We start from the raw sequence: 25,864 nt of genomic DNA, 5'->3' as shown, positions 1-25,864 counted from the left end.
ATGAATACACTAAAAGCGTGGTTGCGTCCCAACCTACTCACGAAAGATGACCCTAACGATTTTGTAGCCGTACCCCTTCTAGGCGGTAGCCTTGGCATTACAGAAATCGTAAATGCTCTTAAAAAAGAGGGTATGGAGATAAAAACCGAAACGGCAATAGATATCGTTACCCGTTTTAATCGCAAAGCCTCGGAGTTGGTGCTTAACGGGTACAGTGTAAATACAGGGTTGGTGTATATGCGTCCTGCCATTAAGGGCGTATTTTACGATAAAACTTGGGATAAAGAGAAACATTCGGTGTATGTAAATGTAAACCAAGGTTTAGACCTTAGAAAAGCGGTAGCCGACACCAAGGTAGAAATCCTAGGCGAACAATCCAGCCCAATGAGTGTGTTCAGCATTACCGACAAAGCCACAGGCAAAGCAGACGGCACACTTACCAAAGGCAAAAATGCGGAAATCAAAGGCACATTCATTAAAATAGACGGCAATGACCCTAAAAACGGCATCGTCTTTAAAAACCTAGACAACCAAAACGAGATAAAACTCTCAGCAGAGCATATTGTCCTTAACGAGCCGTCAAGATTGCTTATCCTCGTTCCTACAGATTTAGAAGCAGGTAATTATGAACTCAGCCTCACCACGCAAAGCAGTAAAGGCACTACCTTACTGAAAGAACCCCGCACCGAAACACTAAGCACACCTATTACGATTGTATAGCGTGTTTTTGGCACTTCTAAATAAAGACCGCCCTTCCTTATCACTAAGGAGGGGCGGTCGCTTTATAAGAGGAAGCACCTTCACTGCCTAAGGCGAAGGCTCTTCTCTCGGTAAGGAGAAGAGCCTTCCCTCGCACGAGGGAACCGACTTCGTCTGTATTAAGGCAGTGAGGGGTTTTCTGTAATAGAATCAATAGAAAGCAAAAATCCCTGCTCTGTACCATACAGAGCAGGGATTTTTTATGCCCTCAGGTGTTGTGAATACCCTTCAAATGCTTAAGCATTCACGAACTCCGCTGAAAACTTACAACAAAGCTGTGAGCTAAACTGAGAGCAGTCCCAACCGACACTATAAGGGAAGCGGTTGAAGATGTGTTGTGAATACCCTTCAAATACTTAAGCATTCACGAACTCCGCTGAAACAACAACAAAGCTTGTGAGCTAAACTGAGAGCAGTCCCAACGATGGACGAAGGATATTATATAGCTGTATTGTTGTGAATACCCTTCAAATGCTTAAGCATTCACGAACTCCGCTGAAAACAACAACGAAGCCGTGAGTAAACTGAGAGCAGTCCCAACTATCAAATCCCCCTGCATTGTCGAAATAATGTTGTGAATACCCTTCAAATGCTATGCATTCACGAACTCCATTGAAAACTACAACAAAGCCGTGAGCTAAACTGAGAGCAGTCCCAACTAATGGCAATTTTAATGTTAAATACTTCTGGTTGTGAATACCCTTCAAATGCTTAAGCATTCACGAACTCCGCTGAAAATAACAACGAAGCTGTGAGTAAAATGAGAGCAGTCCCAACGTGGCCCGAGAAAACCAGCGCGGACTATTGGTTGTGAATACCCTTCAAAATGAGAGCAGTCCCAACGACTATTTCGGAAGTATTAACAATTAAAGAGTTGTGAATACCCTTCAAAATGAGAGCAGTCCCAACCAGGAGTGAGGTTATGTTTATTGACAAGAGGTTGTGAATACCCTTCAAAATGAGAGCAGTCCCAACTGCCGTAGTGTTCTATGAATTATTAGGAGTGTTGTGAATACCCTTCAAAATGAGAGCAGTCCCAACGTAACTTCTTGATTTTTCATGATTTCTAAAGTTGTGAATACCCTTCAAAATGAGAGCAGTCCCAACGACTATTTCGGAAGTATTAACAATTAAAGAGTTGTGAATACCCTTCAAAATGAGAGCAGTCCCAACCAGGAGTGAGGTTATGTTTATTGACAAGAGGTTGTGAATACCCTTCAAAATGAGAGCAGTCCCAACGTAACTTCTTGATTTTTCATGATTTCTAAAGTTGTGAATACCCTTCAAAATGAGAGCAGTCCCAACTAAGCGTAATTCATATCTTTACAATCTAAGTTGTGAATACCCTTCAAAATGAGAGCAGTCCCAACGAAGTTGGAAAGGGAGAAAATTACATTGGAGTTGTGAATACCCTTCAAAATGAGAGCAGTCCCAACATAAGCTCTATATGGAGCAATATTATGACTGTTGTGAATACCCTTCAAAATGAGAGCAGTCCCAACCTCATGCTTCATCTTTTCAAGATCCAAGTGTTGTGAATACCCTTCAAATGTTACGCATTCACGAACTCCGCTGAAAATTACAACGAAGCTGTGAGCTAAACTGAGAGCAGTCCCAACTTATGAAAAAACATTTTGAACTAACAGAAGGTTGTGAATACCCTTCAAATGCTGTGCATTATTGTTATGATAGGGTATTGTCTTTTTTTGGGTGCTTGTTTTATCTCGGTGTTTCAAAGAACGCTTTTCTCTACAACGCTCTTAAATCGCGTTGTTCTATTTTTAGGCATTGCCTAATGCTTTTGCTCAACATCTGATGCAGCTCCTTCATTCTGGTAGCCGCCTCTTCGTTTTTTAGTCGGAACTCCGCCTCGGTGCTGTTTTGTTCTGCAAGTAGGAGCTTATAAACGATACTACGGTACTCAAAAAACTTTTTGGTGACTTCCTCAGATAAGAAGAGCCCACAGCCCTCCCCATAAAATAGCTCTGGGAGCTCCCTTAGAAAGGCTTGGGCATTGGCTCGGCTAATATAATGAATTTTATCCTTTTGCCCTTTGGGAACTTCCCATTTTAAGAGGTTTTTGGGGTTGTCTTGGTCAGTCATATACGCCAGCAGACGGTACATCTGCTTATGGGCATGGAGTATGGCCTCGTACTTTTGGCGTTCAATGTTGCCCTTAAGCTCTTGCCTAATCTTACGGGATAATAAAATGGCAGACACAATGACGGCAATGGTAGGGGTTACTATTTTTAAAACTTCTGATATCCAATACATGCTATTCTAAATTTGAGATTTAACAATTTCGCAATATTCACGCAAGACTTTTAGCAATGCTTCGGCAATGCCTAAGCCGTCTTTTTCTTCGGTGGTTGGCTGGGCAACCGTAAAGAGCGGAATAGGAGCGTGGAGAGCTTCCTCATAAAAAGGGTATTGGTTATGGCAGAAGGCATTGCGTACCGAGGCGATAAAGGCGATATGCTTGTCCGTAACCATGGAGGAAGCAGCATACTCTTTCTTCCATTCTTCCAACAATGCACGAAACTCATTCTCTAAACTGGAGAGGCTGGTGTGTTTCTTCAGTAGTTTCTCTTCCAAGCTCAAGGTTTCTTTAAAGGCATCTACCCTTAGCGATTGGTAAATTTCTAACTCCCGCCTTAGTCTGAGTTGACTAATCGGGTGCTTTTGGGTGTCGTTCTCCTCTTTGATAAAACTAAACAAACCGTTAAGACGGCGGTCTTTTACCAAGGCTTTAAAGTTCCCCATTTTAAGGGCTTTGGTATTCTCTTCTCGGATATAGACGGTTCTTATCGGTGTTTCATGGTATTGTACTTCCCCAAATGCAGTGGCAGGATAGATTTTTACAGGCAATACCATAGGCAAGGTTTGGTTCAGCGGATTGAGTTTGGCGTCTGCTTCCTGAACATTGACCGCCAAGTTCTTTAGTTTGAGCTGGTGGTAGTTCAGATTCAGTTCTTTAAAGTGATTTTTTGTCAGCTCTAAGGTCATCAGCCAAAGCATAATATCTTGGTTTCTGTAGAGCCTAAGTTTCTTCTCCAAATGTTGCCAGCGTTTGTAGAGGAGGTGGTCTTTCCATCGGTCAGAGGTATGCAACTCCAGCCTCTGCGACTCCGTAGGGCTTTGGGGTTTGTTCTGTTGCCAATATTCGTAGTGTTCTGCTCTGAGGGTATATTCTCTTTCCTTCGGTAGTGGTGGTTTGGGCGTAGAAGCCTTGGCTTCTAGCTCGTACGGAAGGTTGTAAAAACGCTGGTGGTCGTCTTGGTATCTTTCCCTAAAGTATAGTGTAATGGCTCTGGAGATAAAGCCCACTCTGCCGTGTTTTTTAATCTCCTTTCTAATAGGTTTGGATAGCGTGAGGTCTTCCGAAAGGGTCTCTCTAATTGCTTCGGTAAACAGCCCTCTTGGCAGGCTAATGCCCCCTTGTTCCCAACCTTTAACCAGATTTTTTCTATTCTCTTTCGGTATTTTAAGAAGTAGGCAGTACTGGTATGGTTCCCAAGGTTGGTTTTTGATAGCTTCTAAGAATTTTTCTCTTTGTTCCAGATACTGTTGGTAAAAGTCCACCAAATTTCTGCACGCTTTCCAATTAAATTTATTTAGGAACGGGTGCGGGTTGGTATTTCCGATGAGGTTGGTTTGTTTAAAGTAGCCTTCTAATCGGTTCTTTTCGCCTCCGTACAAGGCTAATGCTCTTTGGATAAGCTGAAATTCTGTGCTGTTGGCTTTACTGCTCTCTATAGGTTGATTTTGAGCATCGTAAGCCACAGGCTGAAATCGCATAAAGTCTTTCACCAGCCAATCAGCCAATACGCCTGTCTTGATGAGCTTTTCTCGTCTCTTTCCGAGCTTTGGAGAGCTTTTTAGTTTGGTGTTGAGGCGGTGGGAGAGCAGCTTGGTTTCGGCTATTAGTTTTTCTATTTTGATTTTGGTTTTTTCCGAAAGGTCGGGTTGTTTATTTTGCAGTAAGCCCAACATTTGTTTTGGAAAGGCGCCTAAAGGAAGGCGACCTTGGTTGGCTTTTTCTAAATCTTCAATCGTGTTGATGCGTTCTTCTTCAAAGTCTTTGTAAATCCTTTGGATATGCCTAACGGTTTCTTTCAACAAGTCTTCCGATTTACCAGTTAAATGCTGGTAGAACATCAGAGGTAACAATTCGTGGACACTGATAAAAGCATGAGCCACAAAATCGGAATTATAGGGATATTTGGCTATACGGTTGGCACCGTCTTTTACCTCCAACGAAGGATACAACTCTTTAGAAGTTCCTAAGCGGAAGCCTATTTTGTTATTGGTAATGTGGTAGTGCGGAGTGGTTTTACTAATAAATGGCTGTTTGGAAGTTTCTTTATAGTCGAGGTCTTTGGTAAGAGCCTTCCATTCTTGGGGACGGTTTATCTCTGTGAAATCTTGTAGCCTACCGAAGCTTAATAGGGTTCGGGTTAGGTGGCGTTTCTCTTGTTCATCGCCTATTTTCTTGTCGTAAATACAGTAATGGTAAGTGCCTAAATCCACTTGAAACCTTATGGACTTAAAAGACTCATTGAGGTCTAAATAGCGTAGAGCAAAATAAGGGAAACGGTCTTGATGTCTGATCAAGGTATCTTTAAAAGGGTTTTGTTCTTCCTCAATTTCGTCCAAAAAGCCATCAGCTTCTACTTGAAAATGTTTTTTATCCTCTTCGGAGAGTTTCTCATAGAGCAGTTTAGGACAACGGCTCAGTTCAGAAAGCATATCCAAGAGCATTTGGTTATGGTCGTATCGGCTCTCTAACCTTAGTTTAGGAAGGAGTATGCGGCTTCTGCAAAACACTTCGGTGGTCATTTTTTCGCTTTGTTTCTGACTGGATTTAAAACCACTGACTTTTTTCAGCATCCAGTAGGCATCGCGTTTGTCCAAGAACAGATTAGTGAAAAACAATAGCCCTGATTCTGTAAAAAAGCCGTCTTTTTCAAAGCGGTAGCGGTCAAATTTAGGGTTGTCTTGCTTGTTCTTACCTTTTCTGTTTAGATGGGCAAAGTCCCGAGTGAGGTTGACGGTAAAGTGGGCTTTGTAGTCCTCTTTTACCATTCGTAAAGAAGCGTCAAAGGCTTTGTAAAGATGCTTAAAAATATCTTTTTCTGCATCGGGTTGTTTGTGTTTGTAGTGGCTATAGTAATTCCTAAGACTGTGGAGTTGATTTACAAGGATTTCCAATACCTCAATCAATTTGCTTGGATTAAGAGCCTCGGTTTGAGATTGGGCTTCATTTTCTTTCTCTTTCTGCTGCTCTTTTTGGCTACCTTTCTTTTTTTCCTCTTTTTTAGGAGGGTGGTAGCACATTGCCGTAAGGAATGGGAAGTGTTTTAGGATAAGCTCCGTTAGTTGGCTCTTCTTAAGTAAATCGTGGTCGTTGTTGAGTATGTTATTCCATGTCCCACAGACAACATCTACGATTTTATCATCATTTGAAGGGATCTTAAGCCCCAATTGTTCGTTGATATGGCAAATGGTAATAAAAGCATTATGCCTTGCAATGTTAAGGAAGGCTCCCCAAAAGAATTTGTGTTTCAGTGTGTAAACATTCGGTGGTAAAGATTTTTTCATAGTTTTATTTTTCTTTAAAATTAAAACTTTCCTAAATAATAAACCAGCCGACTTATCAACACTTTGTTGGTTTGAAAAACCACTTAAACGAGTTTCGCCCCCATCTTTAGATGAGGGCGAAACTCGTTTATAACTAATTTATTTCCTTCGGCGAATAATCAGCTAAAGAAGGTAACCAAAAGGTAGGTTACACCAGCGATGAATGCACTAACGGGGATGGTCAGAATCCATGCCCAAAGCAGGCTCACCGTTACCCCCCAACGTACAGCCGAAACCCTTTTGGTAAGGCCCACACCGATAATCGAACCGGTAATGGTGTGCGTGGTCGATACGGGAATACCGAAGTGGTCGGTCAAAAACAAGGTAAATGCCCCGGCGGTCTCTGCGCTTACGCCCTCCAACGGTGTTACCTTGGTGATTCGGGTTCCCATGGTTTTAACAATCTTCCACCCGCCGCTCATGGTTCCCAAGCCGATAGCCAAAAACGAAGCAAAAGGCACCCAAAGGTAATGGTCGGTAAAATAATTGAACCGTTCCGTCGCCTCCAAGGAGGTGTATATCGGGTCGTTAATCATATCCACATGGTAATAAATAATGGCTGCTCCGATAATCCCCATGACTTTTTGAGCGTCGTTAAGCCCGTGCCCAAGGCTGAAAAGCGCAGAAGAAACCAACTGCCAGCCTTTGAACTGTTTTTCCGCCTTATGCGGGTTGGAGTTACGTGCCATGTACACGATAATCAGGGTAATGATCACCGAGATAATCATCCCGATAATCGGCGCCAAGAAAATGAACAAGAAGATAGGGATTACCTTATTGTACTTTACCACGCTTTGGGTGAGAAGTTCCTGAAAGGCTACTTTCAGCGTGTAGAAGAACGAGGCCTCAGGGTGCATTTGGGCTGCCGCTTGGTAATCCTTCACCAAAGCAAACATCAGTGCGCTGCCCAAAAATCCTCCAATCAGAGTATGCGAGGAGGAAGAGGGAATCCCAAACCACCATGTGAGCAAATTCCAAAAAATAGCTGCTATGAGTCCCGAGAAAATGACTTCCAGATTAATGAATTCTTCATTAACGGTTTTGGCAATGGTGTTTCCGATTTTGAACTCTCCAATCAGGTAATAGGCGACAAAAAACGCCGCAAAATTCCACAATGCCGCCCAAAGTACCGCCTGAAAAGGCGTAAGAACCTTGGTGGAGACAATCGTGGCAATTGAATTGGCCGCATCATGGAATCCGTTGATGTAATCGAAAACCAATGCCAGCGCAACAATAACAATCAGCAATATAGGAAGATCCATCCTTTTAAAGGGTATTAGATTAACTTAGGCGTATTTAATGAGAATATTCTCTATGGTATTGGCCACATCTTCGGCTTTATCGGTTACCACTTCGAGGTATTCCAAAACGTCTTTGGCTTTAATGATCGTAATGGCATCGTTGGTTTCAAAAAGTTTTACCAAAGCCTGGCTCAATACATCATCGGCAATGTTTTCAAACGAATTGATTTTGATGCAGGCTTCTTTCACTTCCTTAGGGTTTTTGAAGCCGTTGAGGTTGGTGATGGCCTTACGCACCTCCACACACGATTTGTGGATAAGCAAAGAAAGCTCGGTGAACTCTTTTAATTCGGGGGTTTTGTAAAGGTAGATGTACTTGGCGGAAGCGTAAAGGTAATCCGCAATGTCATCCAATCCGGAAGCCAAATAGTTGATGTCTTCTCGGTCGAATGGCGTGATGAAATTCTCGCCGAGCTGTACGAAAATCTCGTGCGTCAGATCGTCCATTTTGTGCTCGTAGTCGCTCATCCTTTTCAAGAGGCTGTCGTTATTCAGATCGAAGTCCATCAGTCCTTCGTGGAATTCCTTGGACATTGCGTAGAGATTATCCGCAGCTTTCTCGAATAATACAAAAAAAACTTTGTCTTTAGGCTGAAAAGCCTTGAAAATATTTCCTATTCCCATGTCTTTTAACGTGATTTTTTTTCAGAACGCAAATATCCGCATAATGCCGTTACCTTTCCAAACGCCAATATTAATTTTTGTTAACATTGGGGATGTCTTTTATCAGGTTTTGGCTTATGCGGATATTCGGTGGTTCTTGTTTTAGTTGGCCACTTCGGCTCTCATTTCTTTTCCTTTGAATCGCATGGCCGAAAAATTATGAAGGATTTCGCCTTTAAATTCTTTATCGACTTCAAAGAAGGAGAATTTTTCGAGAATTTCGATGTCACCTATATCGGGGCGTCTTTTGGCTTTTTTGGTGGCTTTATTAATGATGTCCAAAAGATCCACTTTTTTCAGGTTGTCTTTTTTACCCAAATTGAAGAAGAAGCGTACCATGCTTTCGTTCCGACGTTTGGGTTTTCCTCCTCGTTCCCTTCCGCCTTTGCGGTCGTCACGGCGGCGGTCCCTACGGCTGAGCGGAAGGTCTCTTTCTTCCGTCATTTTGCTTTGCTGCAAATCCTTTTTGTCTTTGTAGTATAGGGCGAGGTCTTTGAGTTGGAACTGCAACAGCTGATGTACGAGTTCCTCTTTGGAGAAGGCGGATAAATCCGGGATAAGAGCATCATCAAAATCGAAGAAGGTTTCATGCTGGGTCAATAAGCTTTCAAAAACTCCGGCCACTTGGGCTTTAATGATGTCGTCTCCCGTGGGTACCGTTTTTTCGATGATGTCGATTTTGGTTTGGGATTTAATTTGCTTCAGCTTTCTGGTTTCTTCGGGTTTTATCAACGCCATGGAGATACCGTCTTTTCCTGCCCGTCCTGTTCTTCCGCTTCGGTGGACAAAGACCTCGGGATCGTCCGGTAGGGAGTAATGGATGACGTGCGTTAGCGAATCCACATCCAAACCTCGGGCGGCCACATCGGTGGCAACCAAAACCTGAATGTTTTTCAAGCGAAATTTTTTCATCACCGTATCCCTTTGGGCTTGAGAAAGATCGCCGTGGAGCGAGTCTGCCGAGTAGCCGTTCTGCATAAGGAAATCGGCGACCTCTTGGGTCTCCATCCGCGTACGGCAGAAGATGATGGAATAAAGGTTCGGGTTAGCGTCAATTAGCCTTTTGAGGGCTTCTTTTTTCTGACGGTGTCCTACCACGTAGTATTCGTGCGTGATGTTTTTTTTGACGGCATTGATGGAACCTACCGCTATTTTATGCGGTTTGGTCAGGTAGTTTTGGGAAATCTTCTCGACTTCCTTACTCATCGTAGCTGAAAACAAAAAGGTTTGTTTGGTTTCGGGGGTTTCGCTCAGGATGGTTTCCAAGTCGTCCTTAAAGCCCATGGAGAGCATTTCGTCGGCTTCGTCGAGAACCAACCAGTGGATTTGCGAAAAATCCAATGCTTTACGTCCGATAAGGTCGATAACCCGCCCGGGAGTTCCCACAATAATTTGGGGTTTTTCTTTCAGAGAGCGGATTTGATCCATAATACTGCTTCCTCCATAGACGGCTGTGGTCTTGAGGTTGGGAAGGTATTTGGTAAAATTTTTGATGTCTTTAGCGATTTGCAAGCAGAGTTCGCGGGTAGGACAAAGCACCAAGAGCTGGATTTTACGACTCGTGTCGTCTATCATATCCAGAATCGGAAGCGAAAATGCTGCTGTTTTGCCTGTTCCTGTCGCCGCAAGCGCAATAAGATCGCGCAAATCTGTCTGAATAAAAGGAATAGTCTGTTTCTGGATTTCGGTCGGCTGTTCGTAGCCGAGGTCGCCAATGGCCTGAAGTACTTCAGGGCTTAAATTGGATTCCGTAAATAAATTCATTTAAAAGATCGTCTAAAGTTTGCGGCAAAGATAGGCTTTTTATCCGAAAGCACCCCATAAAGTTTTTTTGTTTTTAGAAAGGCCTCCAAATCCGTGCGAAAATAGTACTCTTCGGGGGCATCGAAGTGCAATTTGGTCAGAGCGCCATTTTTGTAGCAGTAAAATTCGAAGCTGTGTTTTTTTTCAAATTTGAATACTTTTTCCAAAGCAATTTCGTCGTAATGCGCCGAAAGTGCTTTGTATTTGAGAAATAAAGCGGGAGGAAGCTCCTTTGGTGTGATGGGACGTTCCAATTCCAATCCCGAGTCCAAAGCGTATTCCAAAACAAAATCGCTATCCCGCCAGCTTATTGTAGTTTCGCTTTTGGGGCCGAATCTTTTGGTATGGACGGCGATTTGGTCCTGTTTTATGATTTTATCGGAGGTATTGACCAGCAGGACGACTCCAGACGCAACCATTGCGCCGTAACCAATTTTTCTGAAAATAAATTCGCTCAAATAAGGCAGAATAAATTTAACGGAGTAGGAAGAAACGACGGAGGCCAATGCAATGGCAATACCCAGGCCGATAGCCGCATCGGAGTACAAGCCTAAAAGGATGTAAACTACCAGCTTGATGAAATGTAAACAGATTTCGTTTGCAGCACGGGTGGCAACGATTTCTTCTTTGGAAAGCCCGTATTTAAGATAAAAACGGTTAAACAACAGCCCGATAGCTCCCGTAACGCCAGACACCAAACCTGCCAAAAAGCCTACGGCTCCCAAAACGGCTTTAGGGTAGGGCTTTTCTTCTGTTGCCTGTTTTTTCTTTGAGGCAAAGAGCTGAGGAATATTGGCGATGAGAAAAAGAGCCACAACCAGTTGCAGGTAAATCGGGTTTACGTATTTAATTAGGTAAGCACCGAGTAAAACCGCAGGGATCGAAAAAGGGACAAACCAAAAAAAGATATTCCATTGGATGTGTTCTTTGAATACGGCAATTCGGGAGGCCGAACTGGTAAAAGTGGCTATCGTTAAGGAAAAAGGAACAACCGAAGCGGGAAGAAGAAGGTTGAGGATAGGGATGAGAACCAAACTTGCGCCTCCTCCGCAAATGGCACTGATCCAAAAAGCAACTACGGCACCTGAAAATAATAATAAGATTTTGATTATCAATGGTTTTTGGTTTGTTGTTTATTTTGGTTCCGAAGAAATACTATCGGTATCGGGCATGCTCTTTGGGTTTGACAAATTTACTCCATAAAGGTTTAAGCAACGTTTTGTATTTTTCCACGTCAAAAAGTTGCGAGTCGGCCAGGGCCTTGAAGGTTAGCCACACGCCAAAAGGAAAGAGAAGGAGATTAGGAAGCCAAGAGGCCAAATAAGGATCCATTTTACCTTTCCAAGAAAGATTCTCCACGGTGAGGTTTAGGACGTAGAAAATAATGAAAATGATAATGGCGATAACTACGGGCGTGCCGATGCCTCCCTTGCGGATGATGCTGCCTAAACTGGCTCCGATGAGAAAGAAAATAATGCAAGTGAACGAATAGGCCAAAATACGTTGCTGATACATAATCATTTTATTCTGCCCTTTGGTGATGCCATTAATTTGGTCTAATTTTACGGCCAGTTCGTTTTTTTGGTTCTCGATTTGGTGGTAGGAAGCATAGAGGACTTCCATTTTTTTGTCTTTTTTCAGGGTATCGATTTTAAACTGGGGCTTGGTTTTTGGTGATTTGGCCTTGGAGGCTTCGATCATGCTGATGTAGTTGTTGGCGCTACTGACCAAGGAGATTCCCAACCCGTTGAATACTTCGGTGTTTTCTTTTTTTCTTTTTCCGATGGTCGATTCGATTTCGGCGTAGGATTGAAAGCGGTAGTCGTCTGTAATTTGTTCTTTCTCGATGGCTTTGTTAATGAGTTCGCTCACGTCGAAATGCAACACTAAGGTATCGAATTTCATGGATTGGTTGGGTTGTTTTAACCGCTCGAGGTAATTTCGGTTTCTATAATTCCCTTCATAGGCGTACCCGTCATGGAGCTCCAATTTCAGGTAATTTTTATCGGCTGCAGGGACGAATTTTCCTTTTCTTGCAATAACCGCCTGTTGATCTTCGTAAATATTGGTGGCTTTGTGGATGAATACCCCGCTGACGTTTTCGCCGTTTTCGCCTGATATTTCGTCAAATTTTACCGAGTAGCCGGGGATTTGGCTAATAAATTGTCCCGGGACAAAGTTGAGTGCCGGTTTGGAGATGGCGATGTTATACATCATGTTTCTCGCTTTTCTTTGGAAATCGGGCGAGATGTTGTTTTGGAAAAAAAACAAAACCACGGCCATAAGCGAAACCACCAAAAAAAGAGGGGCCATAATCCGCGTTAGGGATATTCCGGCGGCTTTCATGGCCGCCAATTCGTAACGTTCGCCAAATTCGCCGAAGGTCATAATGGAGGAGAGAAGGACAGTGAGGGGAAGAACCATCTGAACCACTGTGGCCCCCATATAGAAAAGCAGTTTGGCAATCTGGAATACTGAAAGTCCTTTTCCCATGAATTGAGCCATCTGTATCCAGATAATGTTCACCACAAAAATGAAGAACAAAACACTAAAGATAAACAGAAACGGTCCAAAAAAGGTTTTGATAATGTAGCGGTCGAGGATTTTCATTGGCGCAAAAATAATCAAAAAGTCCCAAAGTTGGGACTTCGTAATTTTGGAGCCTCAGGAGAGGAGGGGTTAGAGTTCCGTGATGACGTAATTTTGGTATTTGTCGCGGTTAAAACGAAATAAATCCGCGGCTAAATTCTGATTGGTACGGTAATCTTGGATTTGGATGATGGCCACATCGTTGTTGGAGTTGTATTGTTCGACTTTCACGAGTTGATTTTTGGCGGCATCCACGAAGATGAATACGTTTTTGATTCCGTTATTTTTTATGGGGGTCAGTTTAATCAGTTCGGTACTGGTTCCGTTCAGGGTACGCTTTCCGACGTATTGCGTGTTGTAGTTGGTTTTGTAACTGTTAAGGTAGTTGGTGGGAGAGAACATCATTTCGTTACCGTTGGCTTTGGCAATGGTAACTTCTTGGTCTTCTTCGCTAATGTTGTACACCTTCTGTCCGTCGAATAGTTGCTCGATGCCCATGATTTTAAGTTTATACTGCGAGGGCGTCGTGTAGAAGATTCCCGTTTGGGTTTTGCTGACCTTTCCCTGGCTGCCTGTTCCGTAGGCAAACTTAAAATACGTGTTTTTATTGGCTTTGTATTTGTTGGCTACGGCATCCAAAATCTGTTTTGATTTGGCATCGCTTTTTTGGGCATCGGCCCATGCAAGAGTTCCTAAAGCGAAGGTTACGGAAGCTATTTTTTTTATGGTATTGTTCATTGTCGTTTGTTTTTTTGGCGTTGTTTAACTTGTCTCGTTGGAGACGGCGCAAAAAGCATTCCAATCAAGGTTTAAAAAAATCTTAAAAAGTCTCGTGCGGATGTTAAGATTTTCTCAATTCATCGAGAAGACGCTCTAAAGATTCCAAATCGGAGAGGAGAACCTCTCTTGCCTTGGCTCCGTTAAATCCGCCAACGATGCCGCAGGCTTCCAATTGATCCATAATTCTTCCGGCACGGTTGTAGCCGAGTTTTAACTGGCGTTGGAGCATGGAGGTGGAGCCTTGTTGGGACGAGACGATGATTCTGGCGGCGTCTTCAAACAAGGCGTCTTTTTCGTTGGGGTCGAATGGTCCCGCACCGTTCGCGGATTCGCTTTCGGGGGCTTCGGGAAGAAGCAGCGCCGAGGCAAACCCTTTTTGTGCACCGATGTAGTCCACGATGTTTTCCACTTCCGGCGTGTCTACGAAGGCGCATTGCAGACGGGTAAGTTCGTTGCCGTTGAAATAGAGCATATCGCCCTTTCCGATGAGTTGGTCGGCTCCCGGCGAGTCCAAAATGGTTCGCGAGTCGATATTGGTAATCACTCTGAAGGCGACCCTTGCCGGGAAGTTGGCTTTAATCATCCCCGTAATTACGTTAACGGAAGGCCTTTGGGTTGCGATAATCAGGTGGATACCTACGGCTCTGGCCAGTTGGGAGAGTCGGGTGATGGGATTTTCGATTTCTTTCCCCGCCGTCATAATCAGATCCGAAAATTCATCGACCACCAATACAATGTAAGGCAGATAACGATGGCCGTTTTCGCGGTTGAGTTTGCGTTCGCTGAATTTTTTATTGTATTCCTTAATATTTCGGCAGAAGGCATTTTTTAGCAAGCTGTAACGGTTGTCCATCTCCACACAGAGAGAATTCAGGGTGTTGATCACTTTGCTGGTGTCCGTGATGATGGCTTCTTCCGTGTCGGGCAGCTTGGCTAGATAGTGGCGTTCGATTTTGGAATAGAGCGTTAGTTCTACTTTTTTGGGATCCACCATGACGAATTTCAGTTCGCTGGGGTGCTTTTTGTAAAGCAATGAGGTCAGGATGGCGTTAATTCCTACGGATTTTCCCTGTCCCGTGGCTCCCGCCATTAGAAGGTGGGGCATTTTGGCCAAATCTGCCATGAAGATTTCGTTGGAAATGGTTTTCCCGAAGACGATGGGGAGTTCCATGTCCGTATTTTGAAATTTTTGGGAGGAAAGAACGCTCCGCATGGAAACCATGGTGGGGTTTTGACGGGGCACTTCGATGCCTATGGTTCCTTTTCCGGGCATAGGGGCGATGATGCGTATGCCCAAGGCGGAAAGGTTTAGGGCGATGTCGTCTTGAAGTTTTTTGATGGACGATACCCGTATTCCTGCTTCCGGAACAATTTCGTACAAGGTAACGGTTGGGCCGATGGTGGCCTTGATTTCCGAAATACCGATGTTGAAATTTTTTAACAGGCCGACGATGCGGTTTTTATTTTCTTCGAGTTCTTGTTTGTCGATCGAAATTTCTTCGTTGCCATAGTTTTTAAGAAGTTCCAAGGTGGGGAACTGGTATTTGGGCAAATCCAACGTATGATCGTAGAGGCCGTACTGAGCCACAAGTTTGGACGATGTGATTTCGTCTTCGTCGGTTTCGTCAACCGCTTGAGCCACTTCGACTTTGAAGTCGAAAGCTTCGTTCGGGGACGACGGCGTTTCGCTGATTTTCGTAGAGAGAGCGGAAGGAGATAAGACGAGGGATTCGCCGACCTCGGGTTCCAATACGATTGAAGAAGCGGATTGGACTTCGTTTTTTGAGGTTTCTGTCGGTTGGAGGCTCGCTTTTTCTTTTGTGGTCTCTGGGGTTGAAGCGGCTGGTGGGACAGGATTTGGGGAGAATGGTGGTGTTGTTTCCACCATTTCTTCTTCCTCGTTTTCCTCTTCCTGGAAGAGTTCCTGCGGATTGGGTAGGATTTGTTTTACTTTTCCTACGGTTTTTTCATTGATTTCGTTCCAGCGGTTCTTGATGGCACTCGGTCTTAGGTTAAATTCCAAAATAAAATACAAAAGGATGCTGGCCACGATAACGAGCCATAAACCGACCTTGCCCATGACGGCTTGCAGAAAGTCCATGATTTGAAAGCCATAGACTCCGCTTAAGACGCCTTCGCCTTGCGTTAGTGCACCGAGAAAGATGGGCAGCCAACAGATGAAAAATAAAGAATGTCCAATGGTTTTCCAAGGCTTAAACCACTTTTTTTTCAGAATAAGCGTTCCGAACATGAAAAATAAAAAAGCCACGACAAAAGCCGCTACACCAATACTTTCAAAAATAAAAAGATTACCCAGCCAGTCGCCGATTTTTCCGAAAAGATTGGAGGACTTGATGGTTTTGTCCAACATGGTTCCCGCCTGACTTTGGTCGGCTTTCCAGTTAAAAAGGTAAGAGCTGAAGGAAAGAAATAAAATCACGGCAAAAAAGAGGAACAGGAGTCCGAAAAAAATGCGTGGTTTCGATAAAATTTTACTGTCGCCCGAAGCGAAGGGTTTTGTTTTTTTTAGTGTTTTTTCCATAGTTTCAATCTCGGCAAATTTAACACTTTTTTGAGTGAAAATAACGGTCGGGACTAAAATACTTGGATGGAAATTTAGGGGAAATCAAGGCGTCTTTTCGGAAGGATACGAAACAAAAAAAGCGGACTGAAAGCCGCTGATGATTTTAGTATGCCCACCAAGTGGCGATTAATGCGAGGATGGCCGGAAGGCCTTGCTTCAGAAGGATGCTTCGTGAAGAAGTAGCTCCGCCGTACAAAGCCGCCACGATGACGCACCCTAAAAAGAAGAGGCGGATATTGAAGGCCCATTCCGGATTTTGGATGAAAAAACTCCAAAACAATCCGGCGGCTAAAAAACCGTTATAAAGCCCTTGGTTGGCTGCCAATTTTTTCGTTTGGGGGAAAAGTTCGTGGGGAATGGTTTTTCCGAAAACTTTTTTTCCGGTGGTTTCCCAAGCGAACATTTCGATCCAAAGGATGTAGAGGTGTTCGATGGCAACGACTGCGGTTAGAATAGAGGCTAAAAGTTCCATAAAGACCGATTTTTACTGGTTGGATACGCTTAGGCGGACTTCAATGTTACCTCTCGTAGCGTTCGAATACGGGCAGACCTGATGGGCTTTTTCGATAAGCGTTTGGGCTTGCTCAAGACTTACTCCCGGAATGTTGGCGTGAAGGTCGACTTCCAAGCCGTAGCCGCCATGATCCAGTTGGCCTAAACCGACTTTGGCGGTCACAGAGGTTTCTCCCGTTTTTACCCTTTCATGTCTTATCACCAGGTTTAGGGCGCTGTCGAAACAAGCGGCATAACCTGCGGCGAAAAGCATTTCAGGGTTGGCAAAAGAATCCTCTTTCCCGCCAAGGGCTTTAGGAGAGCGAACTTCCAAGTTCAAAACGTTGTTTTCGCTTTTTACGTTACCGTTTCTTCCACCGGTAGCGGTGGCGCTGATGCTGTATAATGATTTCATCATAAAATGTGTTTTTTAGTTTAATATTTTACAAATAATTGTTTTTAAGGTTTTTAATTCCTCGAGGTTTACGTTTAGGGATTCGAGCAGTTTTTCGGGGACTTTCTCGGCTTTGTTTTCCAATTGGAGTCCTTTTGCTGTGAGTCTGATTTCGACAACCCGCTCATCGGAGGCCAGCCGGTTACGGGTTAGCAATTCCTTTTGTTCCAAACGCTTGAGCAGAGGAGTTAAGGTACCGCTGTCAAGCGAAAGTTTTTCGCCAATCTGCGTAACGGAAAGATTTGGCGATTCCCAAAGCGTAAGCATCACGAGGTATTGGGGGTAGGTTAAATCCAAATCGTCCAAAAGCGGTCGGTACAAATGAACCATCTCCTTTGCCAAGGCATAAACCGGAAAGCAAAACTGGTTGGATAGTTTCAATTTTTCGCTGCTCATTTTCAAGGGGTCTTAAATGACACTGCAAATATAAGGCGAAATTTAATTGCGCACAATATAATTTTGTGTTTTTTTTCTTTTTTGTGTTGTTAATGGCTTTAAATCAAGGGGATTGATTTTATATATCGGTGTGGTCAAGTTTGAATTTATTCTATTTTTCAACAGAACTGAAGGCGCGCAGCAGGGCGGCAGGAGGAGCGTGGCACGGATTTTATTGTATAGGGTTTAAAAAATGTCTAAATTTGACCTTAATATTGAGATGTTATGAAAAAAATGATTTTCGGGGTGCTGTCGGCGCTCTTCGTTAGTTCTTGTTCTTCGGTATCGACGGGGAGCACGGTGGGGAAAAAGCAGACCTCTATTGCCGGAACGCAGTGGACCCTGGTGGATTCGGTTAAGGGAAAGAGCCCTACTTTGGTGTTGGAAGCCGATAAAATTTCGGGGAATGCAGGGTGTAATAATTATTTTGGCGAATTGACTTTGGATGCTTCGGTGGGGCGTTTTTCGGCTCAGAATATCGGCTCGACACGTATGGCTTGCGATCAGATGACCACGGAATCCAATTTCTTGAATATGCTTCGCCAAGCCGATCGTTACAGGGTTAACGGTAATGTACTGGAGCTTTACAAAGGGAGCTTACTTTTGATGAAATTCACCAAGATGTAACTCTTGTCTTTTAGTAAGAGGAAGTTTCGGCCGTGGCAAGGGGGAGGATTTCGTCCAAACTGACCACGGCTGTTCCTTTTTGGTTCTGTTTGGAGCGGTTGATCATGGCTTTGGCCAGTTGTTCGACGGGCAAGGGGCGGTAGGCTTTTAGTCTTCCCCATCGGAGAAATAGTTTCGATATTTTGACGCCCCATACTTCTGCGGGACGATCCGAGTTTTCCCGTTCCAACATGCCGGGGCGGAAGATGGTGGTTTGATTGAAATCTAATTTTACAACAGCTTCTTCCAGTTCTCCTTTCATTCGGGGGTAGAAAAACGAAGACCGCGCATCGGCTCCATAGGACGAAACCAAAACGTAATGGTTAACGTGGTTGGATTTTGCAGCTTGGGCAAAATGAAACTGGTAATCGAAATCCACTTTTCGTTGTTGAGCCTTGCTTCCGGCGGTTTTGAGCGTGGTTCCCAAACAAGAAAATAAGACCTCACCGCAAACGTTGTGTTTCCATTGTTCGGGACGGTTGAAGTCAATGCAATGAACGGTGAGTTTTTCGTGGGAAAAGGCCACGGGATTCCTTGCGAAAATATGAACTTCACGATAATCGTCGTCTTTCAAAAGGTTTTGGACGAGCTTTTTTCCTGTGGCGCCTGTGGCTCCGATGACAAGGGCTTTCATGGGTTTTTAGATTCGTTCTAATTCGTCGGCGTTAATTTGGGTTTTGAACTTGCCGTAATTCACGGTAACTTTTCCATTTTTTAGGACTTCTTCGATGGTGCCGACGCTGGTGGATCCCGCAATTCTGACGCGTTGCCCGGGTTTGAGCCATACGGCGCGTTCCTGCTGCTTTTTGAGCTCTAATTTTTCGTTGGTTTGGGCAATTTTTTCTTTAACGTCTGTTTTTTTAAGCTGTTGGGTGATTTTGCGCTTAATGATTTGCAGGCGTTTGGATTCGTCTTTGTCGGTGCCGAGTTTTCGGTATTTTTCCTGCTCCAGTATTTTGACGAAATCTCGGACGAGGTCTTTTCGGGGGCGTCCTTTGATGTAGGCCTCGATGAAGGCCTCAACCTTATTGCCGAATTGCAGTTTGCGATGCTCCTCCTCGTAAAGTTTTTGGAAGTTGAAAAGTTTTTGTTCCAGCTGGGTGTTTAGCTTCTGAAGGTTTTCCCTTTTGTCTTCCACGTTTTCTTTTTGTTCGGTGAGGTTGGATTTTAGTTTTTCGACCTCAAATTTTTCCTGCTGCAGCTTTACGATGGTTTTATCCAAATTGACCACGTCGCGTTCCACTTTTTTTCGTGCTTTTTGAATGATGAACCGTGGGATTCGGTTTTTTTCGGCCACCTCGAAGGTGAAGGAACTTCCGGCTTGCCCGACTTCCAATTTGTAGAGTGGTTCTAAAGAATGTTCGTCAAAGAGCATGGCGGCATTGGTGGCGTTGGGCAGTTGCTCCACAACAAGCTTGATGTTGGTGTAGTGGGTCGTGATAATGGCAAAGGACTTTTTGTCGTAAAAGAATTCCAAAAAACTCTCAGCCAATGCCCCGCCGAGTTCTGGATCGGACCCCGTACCAAATTCGTCGATCAGGAGAAGGGTGTTGGAGTCGGCTTCACGAATGATGCCTGCCATTTTCTTCAACCGGGACGAGTAGGTGGAAAGATGGTTTTCGATGGATTGATTGTCCCCGATATCCGTCATGATTTTGTCAAAGAAGAACATTTCGGACTTGGGATGCACCGGAATCAATAGACCGCTTTGAAGCATCAACTGCAGCAGCCCTATTGTTTTTAAGGTGATGGATTTTCCTCCGGCATTAGGCCCGGAAATGCAGATGATGCGATTGTGTTCGGTGAGGGTAAGCGTCTGGGGATGGATTTTTTTGTTTTCGGCGGTATTCTGAAGCCATAGCAACGGATGGTAGGCGTCTTTTAGCCTTAGGGTTTTATGACGGTTGATTTTGGGTAAAACCCCGTTGATTTTTTCTGCAAATTTGGCTTTGGCGCGAGTGAGGTCCAGCCTGAAAATATAGGTTTGGTATTCGGATAGTTCAGGCGTATAGAGGGCTATTTCGGCGGTTAATTTCCGAAGGATGCGGTCGATTTCTTTTTTTTCTTCCTCCTGATTTTCTCTCAATTTGAAGTACGGATTTACGACGGACTCCGGTTGGATGTAGGTGATGGATCCCGTTTTGGAAAGCCCCAGGATTCGCCCTGCCACTCTTTTTTTGAATCCGGATTTTACGGCCAAAACCCTTTGGTCTTCGATGATGGTTTCCCGAATGTCTTCCAAGAAGTCGGCAGAAGCGGTGAGTGCGCGGTTAAAGTTTTCGTCGATGGTCTTTCGGGCTTGCTGGATTTCGGTTCGTAAAAGGTGAAGATCGGGCGAGGCATCGTTTTTGACCTCACCAAAGCGGTTGAAAACCTTGTCGATTTTATCGATGATTTCCTTGCGGAATTCAAGATGGCGGACTTCTTCAAGCAAATGTGGGAACGTTTCGGGAAGGGAAGGGAAAAATTTTTGGAGTTTTCCGATTTGTTCGGTCAGGGCCTTTATTTTGATAAAGGCTTTATTGTCCAAACGGAAATTCTCAATCTGCATAAGTTTTAATTCGTCTTCAATATCTTCGTATTCGTTGAAGGGAATCGCATTTTCGCTTTCAAAACTGGTGAGAAACTCCGACGTCTTTTTTAAAGCCAATTCGGCATCTTCCAAAGCCATTGGACGAAGGTTCATGATTTGGTCTGCCGTCTTGGGAGAGTAGGCCAAAGGCGCAATTTCCGAAAGCAGTTCCGGAAACTCTAATTCTACGAGGTCTTTTTTATTGATATGCACGGTGCAAAAATAGTGAATTTGGAAAATGTAGCTTCTAAATCCGATGGCAGAGAATTGTTTTTGCAGGCAGGGATTCGGTCGTTTTTTTCGTTTTGAGGTTTGGTGGAGGTTTTGAGGTTGATTTTCAGTCGAATGAGAAGGCTTTTGAGGGCAGGTTGGAAGAGAAGCAAACTGTTTTTGTTCACAAAAAATCAAAAAAAATCGTGCACGGATTCGGTCGTTTGCATCTTTTTCTTAAATTTGTGGAACGTTAAAAAATTGAAAATCTAACAAAAAAATATTATGAATCTTCACGAGTATCAGTCTAAAGAGATTTTAGCGAAGTATGGCGTTGCTATCCAGCGCGGGTTTGTAGCCAATAACGTTGATGAGGCGGTAGAAGCTGCAGATAAGTTGAAAGCGCTTACAGGAAACGAGGGATGGGTCGTTAAGGCTCAGGTTCACGCGGGAGGCCGTGGTAAAGGCGGTGGCGTAAAGTTTTCTCCGAACATGGATAAATTGAAAGAGAATGCGCAGAACATTATCGGGATGCGTTTGGTGACGCCTCAGACTTCTGCTGAAGGTAAGCTGGTGAACTCTGTTTTGGTTGCGGAGGATGTTTACTATCCGGGAGAGTCCGAAACCAAGGAGTTCTACGTGTCCATTCTTTTGGATCGTGCTCAGGGTAAAAATACGGTGGTTTATTCCACAGAAGGAGGGATGGATATCGAACACGTGGCTGAAGTAACCCCTCACTTGATTCATAAGGAGACCATTGATCCAGCTATAGGTTTGCAAGGGTTTCAAGCCCGTAAAATTGCATTTAATTTAGGGCTTTCCGGTAATGCATTTAAAGAATTCACCAAATTCATTACCAACCTTTACAATGCTTACGTAGGTATTGATGCTTCGCTTTTCGAGATTAATCCGGTGCTTAAAACCTCCGACGATAAAATCATCGCGGTGGATGCGAAGGTGACATTGGATGATAACTCGCTTTTCCGTCACAAAGATTTGGCCGAACTTAGAGATAAGAGAGAAGAGGATCCGATGGATGTAGAGGCCGGAGAGGCCGGGCTTAACTTCGTGAAGTTGGACGGTGATGTGGCTTGTATGGTTAACGGTGCCGGTTTGGCAATGGCCACCATGGATATTATTAAATTGTCCGGTGGTAACCCTGCAAACTTCTTGGATGTAGGAGGTACGGCGGATGCTGCTCGTGTGAAGACGGCATTTGACATCATTTTGAAAGATCCGAACGTTAAGGCAATCCTTATCAATATCTTTGGAGGAATTGTGCGTTGCGACAGAGTGGCCCAAGGGGTTGTGGATGCTTACAAGGCTGTAGGAGAGTTCCCGGTTCCTTTGATCGTGAGATTGCAAGGAACGAATGCCGAAGAAGCGAAGAAATTGATCGACGAGGCAGGATTGCCTATTCACTCGGCAATTACGCTGGAGGAAGCAGCAAACAAGGTGAAAGAAGTTTTGGCTTAAGCTGTTTAAATCATAAAGTAAAAGCATCCGTTTTAAGCGGATGCTTTTTTGTTGGGAAGACTCTGAGGCTTAGAAAATCAGGTTAAAATAGGTTAGGAGTGCTCGGGGCGGGGTTCGCTACAAATGTTTATGCGGAGATCCAGCGATTGATTAACCTCAAAATTGTCTGTGAGTACTGCCCTCCACTTTTGCCAAACTGCTGCTAACGGAAAAAGTATTGCGAAAGTAGGGCTTCTTAGCACCTAACTTTAACTAAAACACGATATTTCAAAGATAAATTGAAGTTTCTAAAAAACAGTTTCAGTCCGCTTGCGGCAATACCTTGTTATATGCCGTTTTTCTTTTTTCACTATTTAATCATTGTTACAAGAATTCCAAAAAAGTTACTCAAATTATGTGAGATCATTGATAATAAAATGCTTCTGCTTTTCAGCGTTATCCAAGCCCAAACATAGCCTGCAAATGCTGTTTGCATAAAGTAAATCGGTTCAAAATTTATAGAATAACTTTTGTCCAAAGTTAATGCGTGCGTTAGTCCAAAAAGTATTGAGATAATTAAAGTTGCTGGATTTCCTATTACTGGAATAGTTTCTTTTAATGAACTTAGCAAAAGTCCAAATAGAATTCCTCTGAAAATCATTTCTTCATCTATTCCTGGAAGTGAAATTTGAAAAAACAATGTTTCGTAATCAAATGTTGATTTTCCAAGAATGAACCAAATAGTTATTGATAAAATAACAATTGAAATCGCTCCAATTATAGCACTTTTAAAGCCTTTCTTATTTTGCCGAAAAGTGAAAAAGTCATTTTCTCTGAACAGGTTTCTAAATAAGAAATAAGCGATTATTGCCCAAACGATTCCGAATAATTTACCTTCCCAATTCCAACTGCTTTTTATAAATTCAAATATTGGACTGATTTTGGGTAAGACAAGAGCGATTTCATATACGATATAGCAAATTGAAAAGGCGAAAATTCTTTGAAAATTTAATGCCAACTTTTCTTTCAGCAAGAGTAGGATAAAAGGAATTAAAATCAGAATATGTAAAATAGGTTCAAGAAATAGATTGAGCATTTTTAGTTTGTTTCAGTCTTTTATATTAGTTTGGTATTGTATAAAAAGTATTTATGGAATTTGTATAAATTGCTTCAATTTTTGAATCTCGTTGAAAAGTTTTTGGTTTTTCTTTACCGATAGGAACAAGCATTAACTTATAGAATCCATTGTGTTTTTCTTTGTCTGCTACTCCGATTCGATTGTCAAAGTTGATGTCAAAATAGAAGAGATATTTTGAGATGAATTTTAAATAATCGCTTTTTTCTTTGCTGTCAATAATAATTCCGTTTCGTTTAAACTGCAATTCTTGTTTATTTCCTATAATAGCCTTTTGAAGCTCGACAGCATTAAGAGGAATGTCATTTAAGAATGGGATAACGTTAAATTGAGCGTCTGCAAATATCCATTTTTTGTATGACGAAAGGTAAACTTCTGAAGCCACGTGTCCGCCTGCATATTTAACTTTTTCCACGTCTTTTGTTTTCAGTCCAATGGTTCGGGCTTTTAACCCTACCGCATTTAAAACAGAGGCATTTACAATTCCATATTCCACACATCTGAATTTTTTCCCTTGCTTTGCCTCTCGTAAAATGCTTATTGCATCAGACTTTGATGGAACATTATTTCCTGAATGTGGCCACTGTTTATTTGTCCAATTGGTCAATATTCCGACTGCTTCAATTTCCGTTTTTCCTTTGACCATATTTTGTAATCCGTAATTGTCGTTCAATTGCTTAATATAATCGTTTTCAGATTCATTGCAATGAAATGGAAAATCCTTGTTAGACGATTCTTCAAAAGTTAGTCTTTCAATTTTTTGAGAAGGTATGTATTTGAGAAGTCGGGCAGTAGGTTGACAAGAAGTGAGTGATAAAATGACACAATAAAAACCAATGAAAAATAGTTGCTTCATCTTTTTTTTATTGCAAAGTTGCTATGAAAAAATGGGGTTTGAAAATAAAAGGGCTGTTTATCAAAGAAATGTGGTGTTTGTCAAACTTTGATTATCAATCATTTAATTGACTCTTTACTTCTTCCATATATTTTCGAGACACAGGAACTTCATAATCACAATTTTGTAGTCTCAATTTGTAACCTTGAGCATTACCTTTAATACTTATCACCTTTTTTAAGTTTATGATAAACGAACGATGACTACGAAGAATTTTTTCGGATTGGGTTTGTTCCAAAATTGATTTTAGCGTGGTTCTAATGAGTGTTTTTTTTATTCCAAAATGGTCTTGATAGTAAAAAGTACAATAATTATCCGCAGATTCTATAAAATAAACATTTAGTCAAAAAGCAAAATTATGAAAAAAATCATAATTAGTTGTAAAATAAGAGATTAATTGTTCATTTACCTTTAACTTGCAGACTGTGATTTACTGAGATTTGACCTCAAATGACAAAGTTGAGTTACTTATCAGTTACTTGATTTGTATAGAAAGTTTTTCATTAAAGAGGTTATATTTCAGTAATTTGCGTAAAATTTCATCTTTCATTGTTACTCAATAGAAACTAATTTAGTAACTATAAAATATGGAGTGATGAAACAGACCAAAAGAACAACATTCACAGTATTGTTTTACCTAAAAAGAAAAAATCCGAAAGCCGATGGAACTATTCCCATTATGGCAAGGATTACCATTAACGGAAAAAATGAACCCTTTTCTACCAAGTTGAGTTTATCTCCTTCGTTGGATTTACAAAACAGTCAGGTTTGCGGAAAAACCGACGAAGCTAAGCAAATCAACAAAAAATTAAAAGCCATTGAAACCAATATCCAGAATATTTATAGCGATATGCTAAAATACGAGGGGTATGTAACTGCAAAAAAAGTAAAAGATAGATATTTAGGCAGAGAACATTCGGGGCACACCTTATTAAAATGCTTTCAGGGTTTACTCAAAGATTTTGAACTCAAAGTTGAGAAGAAATTGAGAGCCCCAGGAAGTTATAATACTCATAAAAATGCCTATGGAAATTTAGAACGATTTCTTAAAGAAAAACTTCACAGAGACGATATAGAATTGATAGAGCTTGACAAAACCTTTATTGATGATTATGACTATTATCTTAGAATAGAGAGAGGGTTAGACCACAATAGTATTTATGGTAATATGGGACCGCTTTTACGAACCATAAAAAGAGCGTTAAATGACAACATCATTATTGTTAATCCTTTTCGGCACTATAAAAATACACTTGTACCAAAAGATAGAGGTTATCTCTTAAAATCAGAGATTATAAAACTCATTGAATACACACCTTATGATGATTTTTCTGAAAGAATGAAAAAGCTCATAGAATTAGTTAGGGATTTAGCCCTTTTTAGTTGTTTTACAGGTTTTTCGTATATTGATATATACCAACTTAGTTCTGT

Annotated in this window: 22 protein-coding genes and 1 CRISPR repeat array; of the genes, 4 read left to right on the top strand and 18 right to left on the bottom strand. The window is 42.4% G+C overall.

The window, feature by feature from the left end; genetic code table 11:
* On the top strand, nt 1-720 hold the full coding sequence (locus VQ048_RS06995) for a DNA-binding domain-containing protein (protein ID WP_327610976.1): 720 nt from the start codon (nt 1-3) through the stop codon (nt 718-720).
* Between the two features lie 43 nt (nt 721-763).
* On the opposite strand, the gene VQ048_RS06990 is transcribed toward VQ048_RS06995, so the two are convergent.
* The 13 genes from VQ048_RS06990 to VQ048_RS06930 form a co-directional block, all read right to left on the bottom strand.
* Nucleotides 764-943 carry a hypothetical protein gene (locus VQ048_RS06990; RefSeq protein WP_327610975.1) on the bottom strand — a complete coding sequence of 60 codons (180 nt, stop codon included), beginning with the start codon at nt 941-943 and terminating at the stop codon, nt 764-766.
* Nucleotides 944-1,566: 623 nt separating this feature from the next.
* Nucleotides 1,567-2,261: direct repeats of the CRISPR family, unit length 36 nt; unit sequence GTTGTGAATACCCTTCAAAATGAGAGCAGTCCCAAC.
* Nucleotides 2,262-2,508: 247 nt separating this feature from the next.
* Nucleotides 2,509-3,033 carry a type VI-B CRISPR accessory protein Csx28 gene (gene csx28 / locus VQ048_RS06985; RefSeq protein ID WP_318161649.1) on the bottom strand — a complete coding sequence of 175 codons (525 nt, stop codon included), beginning with the start codon at nt 3,031-3,033 and terminating at the stop codon, nt 2,509-2,511.
* Between the two features lie 6 nt (nt 3,034-3,039).
* Complete coding sequence (cas13b, locus tag VQ048_RS06980; RefSeq protein ID WP_327610973.1) at nt 3,040-6,360, bottom strand: type VI-B CRISPR-associated RNA-guided ribonuclease Cas13b; 3,321 nt, start codon at nt 6,358-6,360, stop codon at nt 3,040-3,042.
* 158 nt (nt 6,361-6,518) lie between these two features.
* Complete coding sequence (locus VQ048_RS06975; protein ID WP_327610972.1) at nt 6,519-7,661, bottom strand: inorganic phosphate transporter; 1,143 nt, start codon at nt 7,659-7,661, stop codon at nt 6,519-6,521.
* A 24-nt stretch (nt 7,662-7,685) separates the two neighbouring features.
* Nucleotides 7,686-8,324, bottom strand: coding sequence for a DUF47 domain-containing protein (locus VQ048_RS06970; protein WP_327610971.1), 639 nt, complete (start codon nt 8,322-8,324; stop codon nt 7,686-7,688).
* A gap of 141 nt (nt 8,325-8,465) precedes the next feature.
* A complete protein-coding gene (locus VQ048_RS06965) occupies nt 8,466-10,127 on the bottom strand; it encodes a DEAD/DEAH box helicase (RefSeq protein ID WP_327610970.1) in 1,662 nt (553 codons plus the stop codon).
* Nucleotides 10,124-11,281 (bottom strand): sulfite exporter TauE/SafE family protein, encoded by a 1,158-nt coding sequence (locus tag VQ048_RS06960; RefSeq protein WP_327610969.1) that lies wholly within the window; start codon nt 11,279-11,281, stop codon nt 10,124-10,126. The genes VQ048_RS06965 and VQ048_RS06960 overlap by 4 nt, the downstream gene beginning before the upstream one ends.
* Before the next feature lie 40 nt (nt 11,282-11,321).
* On the bottom strand, nt 11,322-12,776 hold the full coding sequence (locus VQ048_RS06955) for an LptF/LptG family permease (RefSeq protein ID WP_327610968.1): 1,455 nt from the start codon (nt 12,774-12,776) through the stop codon (nt 11,322-11,324).
* Nucleotides 12,777-12,845: 69 nt separating this feature from the next.
* Nucleotides 12,846-13,493 (bottom strand): outer membrane lipoprotein periplasmic chaperone LolA1, encoded by a 648-nt coding sequence (gene lolA1 / locus VQ048_RS06950; RefSeq protein WP_327610967.1) that lies wholly within the window; start codon nt 13,491-13,493, stop codon nt 12,846-12,848.
* A 103-nt stretch (nt 13,494-13,596) separates the two neighbouring features.
* Complete coding sequence (locus VQ048_RS06945) at nt 13,597-16,077, bottom strand: FtsK/SpoIIIE family DNA translocase (protein ID WP_327610966.1); 2,481 nt, start codon at nt 16,075-16,077, stop codon at nt 13,597-13,599.
* A gap of 145 nt (nt 16,078-16,222) precedes the next feature.
* Nucleotides 16,223-16,591 (bottom strand): DUF1304 domain-containing protein, encoded by a 369-nt coding sequence (locus tag VQ048_RS06940; protein WP_327610965.1) that lies wholly within the window; start codon nt 16,589-16,591, stop codon nt 16,223-16,225.
* A gap of 12 nt (nt 16,592-16,603) precedes the next feature.
* A complete protein-coding gene (locus tag VQ048_RS06935; protein ID WP_327611076.1) occupies nt 16,604-17,026 on the bottom strand; it encodes an organic hydroperoxide resistance protein in 423 nt (140 codons plus the stop codon).
* 15 nt (nt 17,027-17,041) lie between these two features.
* A complete protein-coding gene (locus VQ048_RS06930; RefSeq protein ID WP_327610964.1) occupies nt 17,042-17,461 on the bottom strand; it encodes a MarR family winged helix-turn-helix transcriptional regulator in 420 nt (139 codons plus the stop codon).
* Between the two features lie 264 nt (nt 17,462-17,725).
* On the opposite strand from VQ048_RS06930, the gene VQ048_RS06925 reads away from it, so the two are divergent.
* Nucleotides 17,726-18,127, top strand: a complete 402-nt coding sequence (locus tag VQ048_RS06925) for an META domain-containing protein (protein ID WP_327610963.1) — start codon at nt 17,726-17,728, stop codon at nt 18,125-18,127.
* A 10-nt stretch (nt 18,128-18,137) separates the two neighbouring features.
* On the opposite strand, the gene VQ048_RS06920 is transcribed toward VQ048_RS06925, so the two are convergent.
* Together VQ048_RS06920 and VQ048_RS06915 are read right to left on the bottom strand one after the other, a co-directional pair.
* Nucleotides 18,138-18,800, bottom strand: coding sequence for an NAD(P)H-binding protein (locus VQ048_RS06920; RefSeq protein ID WP_327610962.1), 663 nt, complete (start codon nt 18,798-18,800; stop codon nt 18,138-18,140).
* 6 nt (nt 18,801-18,806) lie between these two features.
* Nucleotides 18,807-20,951, bottom strand: coding sequence for an endonuclease MutS2 (locus VQ048_RS06915; protein ID WP_327610961.1), 2,145 nt, complete (start codon nt 20,949-20,951; stop codon nt 18,807-18,809).
* A 282-nt stretch (nt 20,952-21,233) separates the two neighbouring features.
* Here VQ048_RS06915 and sucC point away from each other — a divergent pair, with 282 nt between their 5' ends.
* Nucleotides 21,234-22,424, top strand: coding sequence for an ADP-forming succinate--CoA ligase subunit beta (sucC, locus tag VQ048_RS06910; RefSeq protein WP_327610960.1), 1,191 nt, complete (start codon nt 21,234-21,236; stop codon nt 22,422-22,424).
* Nucleotides 22,425-22,773: 349 nt separating this feature from the next.
* Here the strand turns inward: sucC and VQ048_RS06905 are convergent, their stop codons facing one another.
* The 3 genes from VQ048_RS06905 to VQ048_RS12945 all read right to left on the bottom strand — a co-directional run bounded on the left by VQ048_RS06905 (nt 22,774) and on the right by VQ048_RS12945 (nt 24,761).
* Nucleotides 22,774-23,499 carry a CPBP family intramembrane glutamic endopeptidase gene (locus VQ048_RS06905; RefSeq protein WP_327610959.1) on the bottom strand — a complete coding sequence of 242 codons (726 nt, stop codon included), beginning with the start codon at nt 23,497-23,499 and terminating at the stop codon, nt 22,774-22,776.
* Between the two features lie 25 nt (nt 23,500-23,524).
* Nucleotides 23,525-24,394, bottom strand: coding sequence for a transglutaminase-like domain-containing protein (locus VQ048_RS06900; RefSeq protein WP_327610958.1), 870 nt, complete (start codon nt 24,392-24,394; stop codon nt 23,525-23,527).
* Between the two features lie 94 nt (nt 24,395-24,488).
* Nucleotides 24,489-24,761, bottom strand: a complete 273-nt coding sequence (locus tag VQ048_RS12945) for a LytR/AlgR family response regulator transcription factor (protein WP_442872813.1) — start codon at nt 24,759-24,761, stop codon at nt 24,489-24,491.
* A 267-nt stretch (nt 24,762-25,028) separates the two neighbouring features.
* Here VQ048_RS12945 and VQ048_RS06895 point away from each other — a divergent pair.
* A partial coding sequence (locus VQ048_RS06895; RefSeq protein ID WP_327610957.1) for a site-specific integrase occupies nt 25,029-25,864 on the top strand: 836 nt, incomplete at its 3' end.

It is taken from the genome of Bergeyella anatis (assembly GCF_036016955.1).
Taxonomy (GTDB): Bacteria; Bacteroidota; Bacteroidia; order Flavobacteriales; family Weeksellaceae; genus JAYWXI01.
Note: the sequence above shows the minus strand (reverse complement) of the source record. Positions and strands in the feature narration are given on the sequence as shown.